Consider the following 16,343-nt stretch of genomic DNA (forward strand, 5'->3'; position numbering starts at 1 on the left):
TCAGAAGTGAAACGCGGTAGCGCCGATGGTAGTGTGGCATTCGCCATGCGAGAGTAGGACACTGCCAGGCACCCAATATAAGAAACCCCGCTCAATGAGCGGGGTTTCTTATTGGCTGCAATTCAGCATGTCGTCTGATAATTGACCTTTTATTCTCTCTTCCCTGCCGTTTTCTCCATTTTTCCTCCTCGACTTTCTCCGGTTCTGCCATCGCCGCTGGCGTTGGTTGTCGTTATAATGGCCGCCCTCAAGCAAGGTGGTGGTATGAAAGCAGAATATCTACAGCGATTCGGGGGCATTGCCCGTCTTTATGGTCAGAATGCCCTGCGTTCCTTTAGCCAGGCGAAAGTCTGTGTTGTGGGGATCGGTGGCGTGGGCTCCTGGGCGGCGGAGGCGCTGGCCCGCGCCGGTATCAACCAGGTCACCCTGATCGATATGGACGATATCTGCATCACCAACACCAATCGCCAGATCCACGCCATGAAGGGGACGGTTGGTCGCCTCAAGACCGAGGTGATGGCCGAGCGTATTCGCGCCATCAATCCGGATTGCGACGTGATCGAGGTGGATGATTTCGTCACTGCCGATAATCTGGCCGAGCATATCAAGCGGGAGTTTGACTATGTGGTGGACGCCATCGACTCGGTCAAGGCCAAGGTGGCGCTGATTGCCTTCTGCAAGCGCAACAAGATACCGGTAATTGTGGCCGGTGGTGCCGGCGGGCAGATGGATCCGACTCAAATCACCGTGGCCGATCTGGCCAAGACCATTCAGGATCCGCTCGCTGCGAAAGTGCGCTCCGACCTGCGCCGATTGCACAACTTCAGCAAGAATCCGGCGCGCAAATTCGGGGTGGAATGTGTCTTCTCAACCGAGCAGCTGAGTTATCCGGATGGTAATGGTGGCACCTGTCAGGCAAAAGCGGCCAGCGATGGCACCATGAAGATGGATTGCGCCTCCGGCTTTGGCGCGGTGACGCCGGTGACGGCAACCTTTGGGCTGGTTGCCGCGTCCCGGGTATTGAAGAAGATTGCCGAGCGGGGGGCCCGCGCTGAGAAAGAAGCCGGGAATGAAGAAGTAGGGTCGATTGGCGAAGCCTAATCGACCTCTGCACAAAGCTGATTAGACTGCCTGCTCCCGGATCGCCAGCACGATCGCTCTGAGCCCGTTACCTCGTGACGGGCTCAAGTGTTTCTGAAGTCCCAGTTCGCTGAAATAGCCTTCTATATCAAAAGCCTGGATCGCCGCAGACGATTGGTGGTTGAGTGCCGCCAGCACGATGACGATAAGGCCCCGCACGATCCGGGCATCGGAATCACAGGCAAAGTGCCAGCAGCCATCCTCGCTTTGTTCTCCCTGCAGCCAGGCCTGGCTTTCACACCCCTTGAGGCGGAACTCCTCCTGCTGCCATTCGGCGGGTAGCGCTGGCAGCTGCTTGCCGAGCTGGATGATGAGCCGGTACTGGTTCTCCCAGCCATGAGCGGCGGCAAACTGCTGGCGGATGGTGTCGGCGTTGGGCTCAAGGCCAATCTGGGTATAACTTGCGAGGTCACTCATTCGGTTGTCTGCCTTAGAAGAAGTCACTGAGTTTGTGCAGGGCGGCCAGCAGGGCGTCGACATCGTCCCGATTGTTGTAGCAGGCCAGCGAGGCGCGCATGGTGCCGCCGATTCCGAGCGACTCCATCAACGGCATGGCGCAGTGATGGCCGACTCGCAGGGCGATACCCTGCATGTCGAGCAGGGTAGCAGCATCTTGCGGGTGGATGTCGTCGAGCAAGAAAGAGACCGCACCGGCACGTTGGCCGGGTTCGCCGACCAGACGCAGCCCCGTCACCTGTTGCAGGCCAGCGACCAGATAGTCGGTCAGTGTCTGCTCATGGCTGGCGAGCCATTGCCGATCTTGCCCCATCACAAAGTCGATGGCGGCGGCGAGGCCGATAGCGCCAGCGATATGGGGGGTGCCCGCCTCGAATTTGAAGGGCAGGCTATTGAAGGTGGTGCCGCTGAAACTGACCCGGTCGATCATTTCACCACCTGCTTGCCAGGGCGGCATCCGCTCCAATAGCTCGGTGCGGCCCCACAACACACCGATGCCGGTCGGGCCATAGAGCTTGTGGCCGGAGAAGGCGTAGAAGTCGCAACCGATAGTTTGCACATCCACCTCGAGATGGGCCACCGCTTGGGCGCCGTCGATCAGCGTCACGGCGCCGACTGCCTTGGCGGCAGCCACTATCTCTTTGACTGGATTGACGGTACCGAGGGCATTGGAGACGTGGGCCACGCTCACCAGCCGGGTGCGTGGCCCCAGCATTGCGTGATAGGCGGCCAGATCGAGATCGCCCCGCTCATCGAGGGGGATCACCCGGATCACCGCGCCGGTGCGCTGGGCGACCAGTTGCCACGGGACGATATTGGCGTGGTGCTCTAAGGTGCTGAGAATGATTTCATCCCCCGCCTTGAGCTCGCTCATCCCCCAGCTCTGGGCCACCAGATTGATCGCTTCTGTGGTACCACGGGTCCAGATAGCTTCGTGGCTGCGGGGCGCATTGATAAAGCGGGCGGCTGTTTCGCGGGCAGCTTCGAAGGCGTGGGTGGCACGGCCACTCAGGGCGTGGGCGGCACGGTGCACGTTGGCGTTGTCGACCCCATAGTAGTGAGCGATGGCATCCAGTACAGCGTGCGGCTTCTGGGTGGTGGCGGCGTTGTCCAGATAGACCAGAGGGTGGCCGTTTACCTCCTGCGTCAAGGCCGGAAACTGGCTGCGCAGCTGGTCGTGCTGTTGCTGATTCATGCTCCCCTCATCATCCGGAAAAAGTCATCATCTCGAAAGGTCGGCCATGATCCTGAAAATAGCGCCCGAACACAAGGCGCGATAAGCCCGATTGGCGGTTGCCTGCCGTGCAGCAGGTACGGCTCGTCGGGTGATTTCTGGTACAATGCCGCCCCTCATCATAAGCCAAGAGATCCGGCCCATGAAGCTCAACCCCAATCAGAACGAAGCGGTCAAGTATGTTTCCGGCCCTTGCCTGGTGCTGGCGGGTGCCGGATCGGGCAAGACCCGCGTCATCACCAACAAGATTGCCTATCTGGTGCAGCAGTGCGGCTACAGTGCGCGCAACATCGCTGCGGTCACCTTTACCAACAAGGCGGCGCGGGAGATGAAGGAGCGGGTCGGCCAGACTTTGGGCCGCAAGGAGGCGCGGGGGCTGATGGTCTCCACCTTCCATACCCTGGGCCTCGATATCATTCGCCGTGAGCACAAGAGTCTGAATCTGAAGGCTAACTTCTCCCTGTTCGACGACACCGACCAGCTGGCGCTGCTGAAAGAGTTGACTGAAGACGAGCTCGACAACGACAAGGACAAGCTCTCGGCCCTTATCAGCCAAATCTCCAACTGGAAGAACGATCTTATCCTGCCCGCCCGCGCCATGCGTATTGCTCGCGGGCCGGAAGAGGTGTTGATGGCCCAGCTCTACGAGCGTTATCACCGCCAGATGGTGGCCTATAACGCGCTGGATTTTGACGACCTCATCGTGATGCCGACCCTGCTGCTCAAGAGCAATCAGGAGGTGCGCGAGCGCTGGCAGAACAAGATCCGCTATCTGCTGGTCGATGAGTACCAAGACACCAACACCAGCCAGTACGAACTGGTGAAGCAGATCGTCGGCGAGCGGGCCCGCTTTACCGTGGTAGGGGATGATGACCAGTCCATCTACTCCTGGCGTGGGGCCAAGCCGCAGAATTTGGTGCTGCTGAGCGAAGATTTCCCCAGCCTCAAGCTGATCAAGCTGGAGCAGAACTACCGCTCCAAGCGGCGTATCCTCAAGTGCGCCAACATCCTGATCGCCAACAATCCCCACGTCTATGACAAGGCGCTCTTCTCCGAGCTGGATGAGGGGGTGAAGCTCAAGGTGCTGTTCGCCAAGAACGAGGAGCACGAAGCGGAGCGGATTGCCGCCGAGATGATGGGCCACAAGTTTATGAACCGCACCCGGTTCAAGGATTACGCCATCCTCTATCGGGGCAACCATCAGTCGCGCATCTTCGAGAAGGCGTTGATGACCAACCGGATTCCTTATCGCATCTCCGGCGGCACCTCGTTTTTCTCCCGCACCGAGATCAAGGACATCATGGCCTACCTCAAGCTGCTGGTGAATCCGGATGAGGACACCGCCTTCCTGCGGGTGGTCAACCTGCCGCGCCGCGAGATTGGCCCCACTACCCTCGAAAAACTGGGGCAGTATGCCAATCAACGCGGCAAGAGCCTGTTTGCCGCCAGCTTCGAGCTGGGGCTCGAGCAGCACCTCTCCGGGCGGGGCCTCGTGGCCCTGCAGGCTTTCACCAACTGGCTGGTACGCCTTGGCGATCAGGCGCTGCGCGGCAATCCGGTGGAGGCGGTGCGGGACATGATCAAGGAGATCCACTACGAAGAGTGGCTCTACGAGACCTCCCCCAGCCCGAAAGCGGCCGAGATGCGGATGCAGAACGTCTCCACCCTCTATCGCTGGATCACCGAGATGCTGGAAGGGGATGAGCTGGAGGAGTCGATGACGCTGGCTCAGGTGGTCACTCGCCTCACCCTGCGCGACATGATGGAACGCAACGAAGGTGAGGATGATGCGGATCAGGTGCAGTTGATGACGCTGCACGCCTCAAAGGGGCTGGAGTTCCCCTATGTCTATATGGTGGGGATGGAGGAGGGCTTGCTGCCCCACCAGACCAGCATCGACGAGGACAACGTAGAGGAGGAGCGGCGCCTCGCCTACGTGGGCATCACCCGGGCCCAGACCGAGCTGACCTTTACCCTCTGCAAGGAGCGGCGCCAGTTTGGCGAGTCGGTACGGCCCGAGCCGAGCCGCTTCCTGCTCGAGCTGCCGCAGGATGACCTTGAATGGGAAAACCAGAAGAAGGTGACTGCCGAGGAGCGCCAGCAGAAGGGACAGGTCGGTGTTGCCAACTTGCGGGCGTTGTTCAAGAAGGATTAACCCTAAGGATTGGCCGGAGTCAGTAGCGGCACTATATCTGCTCCCGGCATGGGCGGAGATATATAGCGCCCTTGCCCCATCCGGCAGCCAATATCAATCAGCTTCTGCAACTGCTGCTGGTTCTCGATCCCCTCGACTACCAGGGTGTAATCGAGATCCTGACAGATATCCCGCATGGCGCGGATCAGTGCCAAATCTTTGGGTGATTGCAGCATCCGCTGGGTAAAGCTGTCATCCACCTTGATGTAATCCACCGGGAAGTGGAACAAGGCGTTGAGGGAGGAGAAGCCGGTGCCGAAATCATCGAGGCTGATCTGGATACCCTTGGCCCTCAGGTCATGCAGGGATGCCAGTGCATCGGAATCTTGTCGCGACAGCTCCCGCTCGTTGAATTCAAAAATCAGATAGCCGGGGGCGACCCCTTCCTCTTCGATGATCCCCATCAGCCGCATGATGTGGTCATGGTTGACCAGATGCTTGCCCGACAGATTGATGGCGACCTTGAACTTGCTCTGCCCGGAGATTGGCAGCCAGTTCTTCAGTTGCTGACAGGTGTGGCGCAGGATCTGGTAATCCAGCTCCAGAATCAGGCCGCACTGCTCTGCCAGCGGAATAAAGTCGAACGCATCCTTCAGAATCCCCTCCTCGGTCAGCCAGCGCGCCATCACCTCCAGTCCGGTCAGGCGGCTATCCTGCAGCCGGATCACCGGTTGGAAGTAGGGGACGATACGCCCCTCCCGCAGGGCTCTGGCCAGCATCTCTTCCGGCGAATTCCAGTTCTGGTTGATGCAATCATCCGAGTAGCTGACGATGCGACTGCGACCATTGCGTTTGGCCTGATACATGGCCAGATCGGCCTGATGGAGCAGCTGGCTGATATCTGAGGTTTGCTCGGAGACGCTCGATACCCCAAGGCTGACGGTAATGCTCAGCTCGTTGCCGAGTAGCCGGAACGGGTAGGAGAGACGGCTGATAATGCGGTTGAGCACCGGGCTGATGTCATCGTCGCTCTTGCTGCTGTCCAGATAGATGACAAACTCGTCGCCCCCCAATCTGGCCACCATATCGTTTTGCCGGATGCAGGTCTGGAGGCGGCGGCTTACCTCCTTGAGCAGCTGATCACCAGCACTGTGGCCCAGGGTGTCATTGATCTGCTTGAAGTGATCCACATCGATGAAGATCACCGCAAACCCCGGTGACTTGTAGCGGTTGTAGTGGGTCATGGCTTGATTGAGGTGGTTCATCAACAGTGCCCGGTTCGGTAGCTGGGTCAGCGGGTCGTGAAGCGCATCGAATTGCAGCCGCCGTTCCAGCTCCTGATGCTGCTTGAGCTGCTTTTGCAGCCTGAGGTTGGTCTGACGCAGCTGTTGCAGCCGCTGGTTGATGGAGTCTTCACTATTGATGTCGTTAAGCTGCTGGCGGATCCGCTTCAGCTCCAACAGCAGGGTGAGCTGACCACGCAGGAAGTCGAGAAACAGCTTGTCGTCTGTCTCCAGCGGTTGCGCGGTGCTGATGATGAAGTGGGCGAAGTACTGTTGTTGCAGCCGTAGCGGCATGCTGTGCCAGTAGGTTGCCTCCCTGTTGACCTCGATATTGCTGGTGCTGTGGCACAAACCGCTGATGAATTCGTCGCTTTGACGAGGATGTGTGGGATAAATCTTCTCAAGCGTATGGCTGTGGAGCCTGACCAGCAGCATATCCTCAATGGCGAGCATCTGGCGCAGCACCGCCTCCAGCTGGGAGAAGAGCGCCTGACCGGGCAGGGTGTTGGCCAGTCGCATGATGCGGCTGATGCTCTCGATTTTCTTTTTCCAGTTCGGGTCTTTGCGGATCAGCGGAGAAGGCAGCTCGGTGAGATGGGAGCCCGCCTGGGTTTCGGTCAGCCGTTTGGATAGACACTCCAGCAGCAGGCGTAATGTGGGCAGGTCGGATGGTTCGCCGCGAGCCAGCAGCCACTGCACCTGACCATGTTCGATAGGAAAGACGCACCACCCTTCGGCCTCATCGAGCTGGGTGAGCTGATCGGTGATGCGGGACTGCTCCCGCCCCAGTTGTTGCTTGAAGGTATCGCTGATTTTGTAGGCGTAGAGCCAGTTCAGACCACTGTCGGAGAGGCCCAGCATGCCGAAATGCTGCAACGGGCAGAGCTGGTTTATCTGCTTTATCAGATCATCATAATCGCTGCTCTGCGCTGTAGGGGGAGCCGGAAAATCCATAATGGCAGAGACCAACGCCAGCAGAGGAGTTGAGTAGTGGGATTCGGTGGAATGGGGCGACATGAGCAACTCCCGACTATGCCTACCCTACAAGAGTAGTCGGAAGCCGATAGATTGAAAGGGCCGCAATTGCGGCCCTTTCAAATACTTACAGCTTGTCGATCATGTAGTGGATGGCGTTTTCAATCTCTTCATCACTACAGTTCGCACAGGTGCCGCGCGGAGGCATCATGCCGGACTTGCCGGTAAAGCCTTCAATGGCATGTTTCTTGAGAGTATCAATGCCTTGGGCGATGCGAGGATCCCAGGCTGCCTTGTCACCCCGTTTGGGGGCACCGGCAGCGCCGGTGTCGTGACAGGCAAAGCAGGCGCCCTTGTATACTGTTTCGCCATTGCGGGGACCGGAAGAGGCGGTCGCAGCAGGTGCAGCACCCGCGCCGGCAATACCTTCCAGATCCTTGGCGGTATAGACCTGACCGATCGGTTTGATCCGCTCGGCAATGGCCTCCGGTGACATCTCATCGGCAGCAAGCACTGCCCCAGACAAGCTGGCGGCCGTCATCCCGACAGCCAGCAAATAGCTCAGTTTTTTCAACACGCTCATATACTCCCAGCAGTCTTTTATTATCCATGTAAACGACGGGATTATAACCGAATAGTTACAGCCATTTAAACGCTTGTGTGTGAAGTGTTAAACACTCTGCGTACAAAGTTTTGGGCGATCTCACGGCAATTCTGGTGGTGGAGATAAAAAGAAACCCGGCATTCGCCGGGTTTCGAGTAACCAAAGGGTGAAAAGGGTTATTTATCCCAGCTCAGGATCACCTTGCCGGAGTGGCCGGAGCGCATCGCATCGAACCCCTGCTGGAATTCGTCGATGTGGAATCTGTGGGTGATGATGGGGGAGAGATCCAGCCCTGACTGGATCAGGCTGGCCATTTTGTACCAGGTCTCGAACATCTCGCGGCCATAGATCCCTTTGATAAACAGCCCCTTGAAGATCACCTTGTTCCAGTCGATGGCCATGGTGGAGGGGGGGATGCCAAGCATGGCGATCTTGCCGCCGTGGTTCATCTTGTCGAGCATCTCCTGGAAGGCGCTCGGGACGCCGGACATCTCCAGCCCCACGTCGAACCCTTCGGTCATGCCCAGCTCGCTCATCACGTCGGCCAGCTTCTCCTTGGCCACGTTGACCGCGCGGGTGGCGCCCATCTTGCGGGCCAGCTCCAGCCGGTATTCGTTGACGTCGGTGATCACCACGTGGCGCGCACCCACATGGCGGCAGACGGCGGCGGCCATGATGCCGATGGGGCCAGCCCCGGTGATGAGCACATCTTCACCCACCAGATCGAAGGAGAGGGCGGTGTGCACCGCATTGCCAAACGGGTCGAAGATGGCAGCCAGCTCGTCCGGGATATTGTCCGGCAGCTTGAAGGCGTTGAACGCGGGGATCACCAGATATTCGGCGAAGGCACCCGGGCGATTGACACCAACACCAATGGTGTTGCGGCACAGGTGAGTGCGCCCGGCGCGGCAGTTGCGGCAGTGACCGCAGGTGATGTGCCCTTCGCCGGAGACCCGATCGCCGATGGCGAAGCCGCGCACCTCCTGACCGATGGCGACTACTTCGCCGACATATTCGTGGCCGACCACCATGGGTACCGGAATGGTCTTCTGGGACCACTCGTCCCAGTTGTAGATATGGATGTCGGTGCCGCAGATGGCGGTTTTGCGGATCTTGATCAGCAGATCGTTGTGGCCGAGCTCGGGAGCCGGTACATCCGTCATCCAGATGCCGACCTCTTTGTGCAGTTTGGAGAGTGCTTTCATGGCTGTTCCTTCAATATGAATGCAGAAAAAAGGGGCTGCAGCCCCTTGATTCAAATCAGATAACGCCGAGTTCACGGCCGATGCGGATAAAGGCGTCGATCGCCTTGTCCAGCTGCTCGCGGGTATGGGCGGCAGACATCTGGGTGCGAATGCGCGCCTGACCCTTGGGCACGACCGGGAAGGAGAAGCCCACCACATAGATGCCGGCTGCCAGCATGCGGCTTGCCATTTCGGAGGCGAGTTTGGCATCCCCCAGCATCACCGGAATGATGGCGTGGTCGGCGCCTGCCAAGGTGAAACCGGCTGCGCTCATCCGCTCGCGGAAGTAACGGCTGTTCTCTTTCAGACGTGCGCGCAGGTCGTGACCTTCCGCCAGCATGTCGATCACCTTGATGGTGGCGGCAACGATGGAGGGGGCCAGCGAGTTGGAGAAGAGGTACGGGCGGGATCGCTGACGCAGCCAGTCGATCACCTCTTTCTTGCCGGAGGTATAGCCGCCGGATGCGCCGCCGAGCGCCTTGCCCAGGGTGCCGGTGATGATGTCGACCCGATCCATCACGCCGCAATATTCGTGGGTGCCACGACCATTCTCGCCGATAAAGCCGACGGCGTGGGAGTCATCCACCATCACCAGCGCATCGTATTTGTCGGCCAGATCGCAGATGGATTTGAGGTCGGCGATGACCCCATCCATGGAGAAGACGCCGTCGGTGGCGATCAGCTTGAAGCGGGCGCCATCGGCGTCAGCCTGCTTGAGCTGGGCTTCCAGCTCGGCCATGTCGTTGTTGGCGTAGCGATAACGCTTGGCCTTGCACAGCCGCACGCCGTCGATGATGGAGGCGTGGTTGAGGGCATCGGAGATGATGGCATCTTCGGCACCAAAAAGGGTCTCGAACAGGCCGCCATTGGCGTCAAAGCAGGAGGAGTAGAGGATGGTGTCTTCAGTGCCGAGGAAGGCAGACATCTTCTGCTCCAGCGCTTTGTGCTGATCCTGGGTGCCACAGATGAAGCGCACCGAGGCCATGCCGAAGCCGTGGCTGTCGAGTCCCTGATGGGCGGCAGCGATCAGATCCGGGTGGTTGGCCAGCCCCAGATAGTTGTTGGCACAGAAGTTCAGTACCTGCTCACCGCCGACGGCGATGCTGGCCTGCTGGGCGGAGGTGATGATGCGCTCCTGCTTGTACAACCCTTCAGTTTGCACCTGGTTCAGTTGCTCGGTCAGGTGACGATAGAATCCGTTAGACATCCTCGATCCTTAGTGGCTATTTCAGCTGCGTATCAACAGAGGGCGACATTTTACTGCAATCTGTTGCGGTAAATTCAAATGATTGTGCTGATATTCAACAAATGTGAAACAGATCTCACCCAGCTGGTTGGGCCAGCTGGCGGTAGTGCTGCTCCAGCTGCTGGATCTGTCCGGCCACCTGGGGTTGCACATAGGGGCGCAGCAGGAACAGCACCTTTAATACGCCCTGATAGAGCAGAGGTTTGGTGATGCGGGTGTTGGGGGCCTGGGCAATCTGGAAGGGGATCCAGCAGGTCACCACCATCTTGATGGTCTGTCCCAGATCCGGCAGGTCGTCATCGCTGACATCTATGATGCCCCCTTCGCGCAGGCTTCTGAGCAGCGCGACCACGGAGGAGCGCATCTGCTCCTGGGCCTTGAGGTACTTCTGTTGCAGCGGCTCGTCACGGCTCAGGATGTCCGGCAGGTTGGCGTAGAAGAAGCGGAACTGCCACATCAGATAGAAGATGGCATCCAGATAGCCCATCAGATCCTGCAGGGTGATTTCACGGTTGCGGGTCGGCACGAAGCTCTCGCTAAGGTGACGGGCATACTGGTCGAAGATGGAGTGGATGATGTCTTCTTTATTGCGGAAGTGGTAGTAGAGGTTGCCCGGGCTGATACCCATGTGCGCCGCAATGTGGTTGGTGGTGATGTTGCGTTCACCCTGATCGTTGAACAGCTCGGTCGCGCTGTGAATGATCCTGTCTCTGGTTTTCATCACTCATTCCTCCAACAGGTTCCGCTCGGGGCAGTTTTGAACAAGGTCGAATCCCCGGACGGCCCGTGATAAACTTTTCGGCAATTTCAAATTGGCTCACTATACACAGCTTTAACAAGCAGTCACATGTAGCCATCAACGTACGAGAGGCAAACTCCATGATCGTAGTAACTGGCGGTGCTGGCTTTATCGGCAGCAATCTGGTCAAGCAGCTGAACGCTCAAGGACGGACCGATATCGTGGTCATTGATGACCTGACCGACGGCACCAAGTTCGTCAACCTGGTCGATCTGACCATCGCTGACTACATGGACAAGGACGAGTTTCAGGCTCGGATCGTCTCCGGTGACGAGTTTGAAGAGTGGGATAACGGCATCGAGGTGATCTTCCACGAAGGCGCCTGCTCTGCCACCACCGAATGGAACGGCAAGTTCATCATGGAGGTCAACTACGAGTACTCCAAGGATCTGTTCCACTACTGCATCGAGCGTGAAATTCCGTTCATTTACGCCTCTTCTGCCGCGACCTACGGTGGCCGCAACGACAACTTCATCGAAGATCCCAAGTTCGAACAGCCGCTCAACGTCTACGGCTACTCCAAGCAGTTGTTTGACCAGTACGTGCGCCGCTGGATGCCGGAGATCAACTCTCAGGTCGTTGGCCTGAAGTACTTCAATGTCTACGGCCCGCGCGAGCAGCATAAAGGCTCCATGGCTTCCGTTGCCTTCCACCTCAATACCCAGGTGAAGAAGGGCGAGAATCCCAAGCTGTTCGAAGGTTGCGATGGCTTCCCGAACGGTGGTCAGATGCGTGACTTCATCTATATTGACGACGTCTGCAAGGTAAACCTCTGGTTCTGGCAGAACCCGCAGCACTCCGGCATCTTCAACTGTGGTACCGGCCGTGCCGAGCCGTTCCAGAACGTGGCCGAAGCGGTGATCAAGCATCATCAGAAGGGATCCATTGAGTACATTCCCTTCCCGGATCACCTCAAGGGTCGCTACCAGAGCTTCACCCAGGCTGACATGACCAAGCTGCGCAGCGTGGGTTATGACGCCGAGTTTAAAACCGTTGCCGAAGGGGTAGCGGATTACATGGCCTGGCTCAACCGCTAACAGGTGAGCACAACGCGGCAGTTTGAGCGCAAAACCGGAAGTGGGCACTCGCCTGCTTCCGGTTTCTGGTCTCTGTGGCTGCTTGCCGTTCCTCTCTTCTCTACCGGGTAACCGCGCGATGAATATATTGATGGCACTCTCCCAGCTCGAGGTAACGGGAGCTGAGGTCTATGCCACCACGGTCGGTAACGAACTGACCCGGCGTGGTCACAACGTTTTTTACGTTTCAGATACTCTGACCAAGCCGACGCTTGGCCCCGTCTTCAAACTGAGATTCAACAAGCGCAGCATACTGCGCCGCTTCTGGCACGTCTTTTACCTCATCTATCTCATCAAGAAGCATCATATTCAGTTGGTGCATGCTCACTCCCGCGCCTCCGGCTGGAGCAGCTATGTGGCTTGCAAGCTGACTGGCACCCCGATGATCACCACGGTTCATGGTCGTCAGCCGGTACACGCATCCCGCAAAGCCTTCCATGCCCTTGGGCTTAGGGCGGTTGCCGTTTGTGAGGATATTGCCCATCAGATTGTCGACAATCTGGGGGTCGATCCTGCGATCGTACAGGTGCTGCGCAATGGTATCGAAACCGACAAATTCCAGCCTGTGCCAGCGCCGGACAACCCAAAGCCGGTGATTGCCATCATTGGCCGTTTGAGCGGCCCCAAAGGTGAGCTTTGTTACCGTCTGCTCGATGAAGTGCTCGATCTGGATGCCTGCAAGGTGCGGATTGTCAGCGGTACCAAGGTACCGGAGCGTTTTGCCCGTTTCGAAGGACGCGCCGAGTTTGTTGGCTATGTCGATGATGTACCCGCTCTGCTGGCGAGTTGCGATCTGGTGATCGGCGCCGGTCGGGTAGCGATGGAAGCACTGCTCTGTGGTCGGCCCGCCTTTGCCATTGGTGAAGCCAGGGCCATTGGTCTGGTGACCGAACAGAATCTGGATGATGCTCTGGCGAGTAATTTTGGTGATATCGGCCCCAAGGATCTGGCTATCGATTTTGCTGCCCTGAAGGGAGAAATCGAGACCGCCTTGGCCAGCAAGACGGTGCCGGAAGTCATTCGCCAACGCATTCAGGATGAGTATGGCTTGCAGGGGGTAGTATCTGGCCTAGAAACCATCTATCAGGATGCCGTAGTCGAAACCCTGCGCCGCGAGATGCCCGTCATCATGTACCACCGCTTTATCGAACAGGATAGCGAGAAAGGGGTGCACGGTACCTGGATGCCGATCACCATGTTCGAGAAGCATCTGCGCCTGATGAAGTGGCTCGGCTACGAAACCCTGACGTTCCGCGATCTGGCGGACAAAGGCTTTATCCACCGTCTGCAATACGGCAAGAAGTACCTGATGATCACTGCCGATGACGGCTATCAGGACAATCTGACCCGCATGCTGCCACTGCTGGAAAAATATGGTTACAAAGCTGTGGTGTACGTGGTCACCGGTGAAGGCTATAACCGTTGGGATGTGGAGCATCCGACCAATCCGGACACCAAGGTTTCATTGATGAGTGGTGAGCAGGTCAAGGCGTTGGCCGCTAGCGGTCATGTGGAGATTGGGGGTCATACCCTGACTCACCCCCGCTTGAGCAAGCTCACACCCGAACAACAAGCCCATGAAATTCAGGAGAATAAACGCCAACTGGAGGCCCTGCTTGGCCATCCGCTGCTCTCGTTCGCCTACCCTTACGGAGATATGAACGAGAGTGCCAAGGAGCAGGCTATCGCCGCCGGGTATCGTTTTGCCGTCGCTACCAATAGCGGCCCCAAAGCAATGCACCAGGACCCTTTCCAGATCCGCCGGATTGCCATCTTCCCCCGTACCGATGTATTCGGGCTGTGGCGAAAAATTCGTGGGAATTATGTGTTCAGGAAATAACTTGTGAATTTAGATAATAATTGCCTACGACTAAATATTATTGTGCAATTTGCAGCTTTTTTATTTGGCGCAATAGTTTTAACGGTCCCCAGTGGCTATGGATATGGGCCCAGCATTTTAGTTTTGACAAGTGTTTTTGTCTTTTGGCGTAAAAAATATTATTTGGCAATGAGTTCAGAGGTGAAAATATTATCATATATATTCATCTCTTTTTTTGTCATCCAAGCAGTATCAATCGGGATTGATGGTGGCGCTCTCAAAGAGTTAGACCGACCAAGTCGCTTGTTAATGGCTGCAATGACCTTACCTTTATTAAGTGTGTTCCCCATTAACATAAACGTTCTTATTGCTGGCCTCTCTATAGGAGCAGTGAGTTCAGGTCTAATCGCAATATATGAAAAGTTTTATCTTGGAATGCCTCGAGCTTTTGATGAAAGCATGCCAATTCAGTCAGGAAACATCAGCATGACATTGGCATTGTTATGTCTGTGTGCTTTTTTCTGGTTCCGCCATTTAGGGAAGAAAAACATTGCTACCTTTATGCTTCTTTCATTTTTAATGGGGGGTATAGGCAGTTTTCTCTCCGGGACCAGAGGTGGCTGGGTTTTACTTCCAATCGTCTTGTTTACAATAGTTTTTTATTTTAGAAAACAGCTATCCCTGAAAGATGGTCTCTATGCAAGCACTGTATGTGCCTTGTTGCTTTTCTTGGCTATGCTTCCGCAAAGTGGCGTAATGGATAGGATATATAATGCCAAAGCAGATGTTGTTCATTATTTTGATGGTGTGAATCCGGATACATCTCTAGGCATTCGATTGCAGTTGTGGGAAAGTGCATATAACTCTTTTTTGGAAAAACCAATATTTGGTTGGGGAAATAACGGAATTCGCTTATCACAATTAAACCAATATAATAATGGTTCTATATCCGAGTTCATTTATAATTTTAACTCACATGCACATAATCAATTTTTAGATGAATTGGCTAAACGCGGCATTATAGGCTTCTTGATGTTAGCCCTGCTGTACTTTTATCCACTTTGGGTTGCGAGTAAAAATAGAGATAACTTATTGGTCAGTAGTATGTTGGCGGTTTCATCATTAACTCTTGTTGATTATAGCTTGAGTCAAGCATTTATAAGCCATAACTCCGGGATGATATTCTTCATGTTTTTATTTTCGGCTTTAATTACCACAATAAAGGTATCTCCTTTGGAGGGAAGAAAATGATTAAGAAATTGCAATCATGGCGCGATATCATTCGTCGTAAAATAGGGATTGTGCTTTTTGACCGATCTTTGAGATCGTCTTCAAATGAAGATGGTGCTATAGTCTTTGTTCGTTGGGATGCCAAATTGGGTGATGCCATAGTATCATCTTGGGTCACTCGTGAAATAAAAAAGAAGTTTCCAGGCAAAAAAGTAGTTGCAATTACAACCCCTGAGATGAGGTCTTTATTTAAAAACCAGTTTCTTTTTGATGAAGTTTATTCTATTCCGAAAAGACCAAGTTATGCAGCACTCGCCTCATTGGCTAGAGATATAGGAGATATTGAATATCTTGTTCATCTTACTAATGAAATGAAGATGAAAGATATTTTCTTTATCTCAAAATTATCTGTAAAAAATGTTATTGGTATAGATGACAAAATAAAATGTGTGAATATTAAAATTGGTCATTTAACCAAGAATATTCACTTCTCACAGAAGTTTGCCTTGGCCGTTAATAAAATGGGGGTTGATAACCCCGATACAGATTATATTGTTCCAGAATATCTTGAAGATGAGTCAAGCGTTAAATCTAGCTGGCCTGATAATCCCACAATCTGTTTTAATCCTTACGGTAGTGGCAGCTCACGAACATTTAATGATGAAAAAATTATCGAGATCCTGAAGGTTATGTTGAGCAAGCCTGGATATAATGTATGTTTGCTCTATCCACCGATAAAGAAAATTGAAACAGAACACAATATCAGGAGAATGCCTGATATCTTAAGGGAAAGAGTTATCACACATGACTCATCCCATTCTTTAGGTGTTCTATTCGCTCAAATAAGAAATAGTATCGGTATCGTGTCTGTAGATACGGCGACAGTACACATTGCCGCAGGGCTGAAAAAACCTATATTTGGAATATATAATGATAATTTTGGTAAAGGTGAAAACCGGGAGTGGTTACCAAATTTTGAGAAAGCCATGGTAATGTATGTTGATGCCAAAAAAGAACAAAATGTAAACTACATTAATATGGAGGAGTTTGAGAATCAATTTAATGATTGGTATGTTCAGTACATAGCACAATAATTTAGATTT

13 protein-coding genes are annotated in these 16,343 nt (G+C 54.9%); 6 read left to right on the plus strand and 7 right to left on the minus strand.

All coding sequences use genetic code 11. The features are described 5' to 3' along the window. Positions 1-264 precede the first annotated feature (264 nt). Positions 265-1,101 carry a tRNA cyclic N6-threonylcarbamoyladenosine(37) synthase TcdA gene (gene tcdA, locus G5533_RS12325; RefSeq protein WP_421255328.1) on the plus strand — a complete coding sequence of 279 codons (837 nt, stop codon included), beginning with the start codon at positions 265-267 and terminating at the stop codon, positions 1,099-1,101. 21 nt (positions 1,102-1,122) lie between these two features. Here the strand turns inward: tcdA and G5533_RS12330 are convergent, their stop codons facing one another. Both G5533_RS12330 and G5533_RS12335 read right to left on the minus strand, forming a co-directional pair. Next, positions 1,123-1,557, minus strand: coding sequence for a SufE family protein (locus tag G5533_RS12330; protein WP_416004254.1), 435 nt, complete (start codon positions 1,555-1,557; stop codon positions 1,123-1,125). A 13-nt stretch (positions 1,558-1,570) separates the two neighbouring features. Beyond that, a complete protein-coding gene (locus tag G5533_RS12335) occupies positions 1,571-2,791 on the minus strand; it encodes a SufS family cysteine desulfurase (RefSeq protein WP_441254858.1) in 1,221 nt (406 codons plus the stop codon). Positions 2,792-2,972: 181 nt separating this feature from the next. Here G5533_RS12335 and rep point away from each other — a divergent pair, with 181 nt between their 5' ends. Further along, complete coding sequence (gene rep, locus G5533_RS12340; RefSeq protein ID WP_005340859.1) at positions 2,973-4,985, plus strand: DNA helicase Rep; 2,013 nt, start codon at positions 2,973-2,975, stop codon at positions 4,983-4,985. 2 nt (positions 4,986-4,987) lie between these two features. On the opposite strand, the gene G5533_RS12345 is transcribed toward rep, so the two are convergent. The 5 genes from G5533_RS12345 to G5533_RS12365 form a co-directional block, all read right to left on the minus strand. Then, positions 4,988-7,264 carry a putative bifunctional diguanylate cyclase/phosphodiesterase gene (locus G5533_RS12345; protein ID WP_441254859.1) on the minus strand — a complete coding sequence of 759 codons (2,277 nt, stop codon included), beginning with the start codon at positions 7,262-7,264 and terminating at the stop codon, positions 4,988-4,990. An 85-nt stretch (positions 7,265-7,349) separates the two neighbouring features. After that, on the minus strand, positions 7,350-7,805 hold the full coding sequence (locus G5533_RS12350) for a c-type cytochrome (RefSeq protein ID WP_421263298.1): 456 nt from the start codon (positions 7,803-7,805) through the stop codon (positions 7,350-7,352). 197 nt (positions 7,806-8,002) lie between these two features. Further along, positions 8,003-9,031, minus strand: coding sequence for an L-threonine 3-dehydrogenase (tdh, locus tag G5533_RS12355; protein WP_005340852.1), 1,029 nt, complete (start codon positions 9,029-9,031; stop codon positions 8,003-8,005). A gap of 55 nt (positions 9,032-9,086) precedes the next feature. After that, positions 9,087-10,277, minus strand: coding sequence for a glycine C-acetyltransferase (locus G5533_RS12360; RefSeq protein WP_421255332.1), 1,191 nt, complete (start codon positions 10,275-10,277; stop codon positions 9,087-9,089). A 115-nt stretch (positions 10,278-10,392) separates the two neighbouring features. Beyond that, complete coding sequence (locus G5533_RS12365) at positions 10,393-11,037, minus strand: TetR/AcrR family transcriptional regulator (protein ID WP_100644767.1); 645 nt, start codon at positions 11,035-11,037, stop codon at positions 10,393-10,395. Positions 11,038-11,195: 158 nt separating this feature from the next. Between G5533_RS12365 and rfaD the strand changes: the two genes are divergently transcribed. The 4 genes from rfaD to G5533_RS12385 all read left to right on the plus strand — a co-directional run bounded on the left by rfaD (position 11,196) and on the right by G5533_RS12385 (position 16,334). Further along, positions 11,196-12,152, plus strand: coding sequence for an ADP-glyceromanno-heptose 6-epimerase (gene rfaD, locus G5533_RS12370; RefSeq protein WP_040069912.1), 957 nt, complete (start codon positions 11,196-11,198; stop codon positions 12,150-12,152). A gap of 118 nt (positions 12,153-12,270) precedes the next feature. After that, positions 12,271-14,031 carry a polysaccharide deacetylase family protein gene (locus G5533_RS12375; RefSeq protein WP_421255333.1) on the plus strand — a complete coding sequence of 587 codons (1,761 nt, stop codon included), beginning with the start codon at positions 12,271-12,273 and terminating at the stop codon, positions 14,029-14,031. A gap of 3 nt (positions 14,032-14,034) precedes the next feature. Beyond that, the gene (locus G5533_RS12380) at positions 14,035-15,261 is read left to right on the plus strand and encodes an O-antigen ligase family protein (RefSeq protein ID WP_421222009.1); all 1,227 of its coding nucleotides are present in this window, start codon (positions 14,035-14,037) and stop codon (positions 15,259-15,261) included. Further along, positions 15,258-16,334 carry a glycosyltransferase family 9 protein gene (locus G5533_RS12385; RefSeq protein WP_421222007.1) on the plus strand — a complete coding sequence of 359 codons (1,077 nt, stop codon included), beginning with the start codon at positions 15,258-15,260 and terminating at the stop codon, positions 16,332-16,334. Before G5533_RS12380 ends, G5533_RS12385 begins: the two co-directional genes overlap by 4 nt. Positions 16,335-16,343 lie beyond the last annotated feature (9 nt).

The sequence above is a fragment of the Aeromonas sp. A600620 genome, assembly GCF_029479985.1.
GTDB classification, from domain to species: domain Bacteria; phylum Pseudomonadota; class Gammaproteobacteria; order Enterobacterales; family Aeromonadaceae; genus Aeromonas; species Aeromonas veronii_A.

Excerpts from the sequence above, each read along its gene's own strand:
- tcdA (WP_421255328.1), top strand. The coding sequence starts at position 265 with ATGAAAGCAGAATATCTACAGCGATTCGGGGGCATTGCCCGTCTTTAT.
- G5533_RS12330 (WP_416004254.1), bottom strand. The coding sequence starts at position 1,557 with ATGAGTGACCTCGCAAGTTATACCCAGATTGGCCTTGAGCCCAACGCC.
- G5533_RS12335 (WP_441254858.1), bottom strand. The coding sequence starts at position 2,791 with ATGAATCAGCAACAGCACGACCAGCTGCGCAGCCAGTTTCCGGCCTTG.
- rep (WP_005340859.1), top strand. The coding sequence starts at position 2,973 with ATGAAGCTCAACCCCAATCAGAACGAAGCGGTCAAGTATGTTTCCGGC.
- G5533_RS12345 (WP_441254859.1), bottom strand. The coding sequence starts at position 7,264 with ATGTCGCCCCATTCCACCGAATCCCACTACTCAACTCCTCTGCTGGCG.
- G5533_RS12350 (WP_421263298.1), bottom strand. The coding sequence starts at position 7,805 with ATGAGCGTGTTGAAAAAACTGAGCTATTTGCTGGCTGTCGGGATGACG.
- tdh (WP_005340852.1), bottom strand. The coding sequence starts at position 9,031 with ATGAAAGCACTCTCCAAACTGCACAAAGAGGTCGGCATCTGGATGACG.
- G5533_RS12360 (WP_421255332.1), bottom strand. The coding sequence starts at position 10,277 with ATGTCTAACGGATTCTATCGTCACCTGACCGAGCAACTGAACCAGGTG.
- G5533_RS12365 (WP_100644767.1), bottom strand. The coding sequence starts at position 11,037 with ATGAAAACCAGAGACAGGATCATTCACAGCGCGACCGAGCTGTTCAAC.
- rfaD (WP_040069912.1), top strand. The coding sequence starts at position 11,196 with ATGATCGTAGTAACTGGCGGTGCTGGCTTTATCGGCAGCAATCTGGTC.
- G5533_RS12375 (WP_421255333.1), top strand. The coding sequence starts at position 12,271 with ATGAATATATTGATGGCACTCTCCCAGCTCGAGGTAACGGGAGCTGAG.
- G5533_RS12385 (WP_421222007.1), top strand. The coding sequence starts at position 15,258 with ATGATTAAGAAATTGCAATCATGGCGCGATATCATTCGTCGTAAAATA.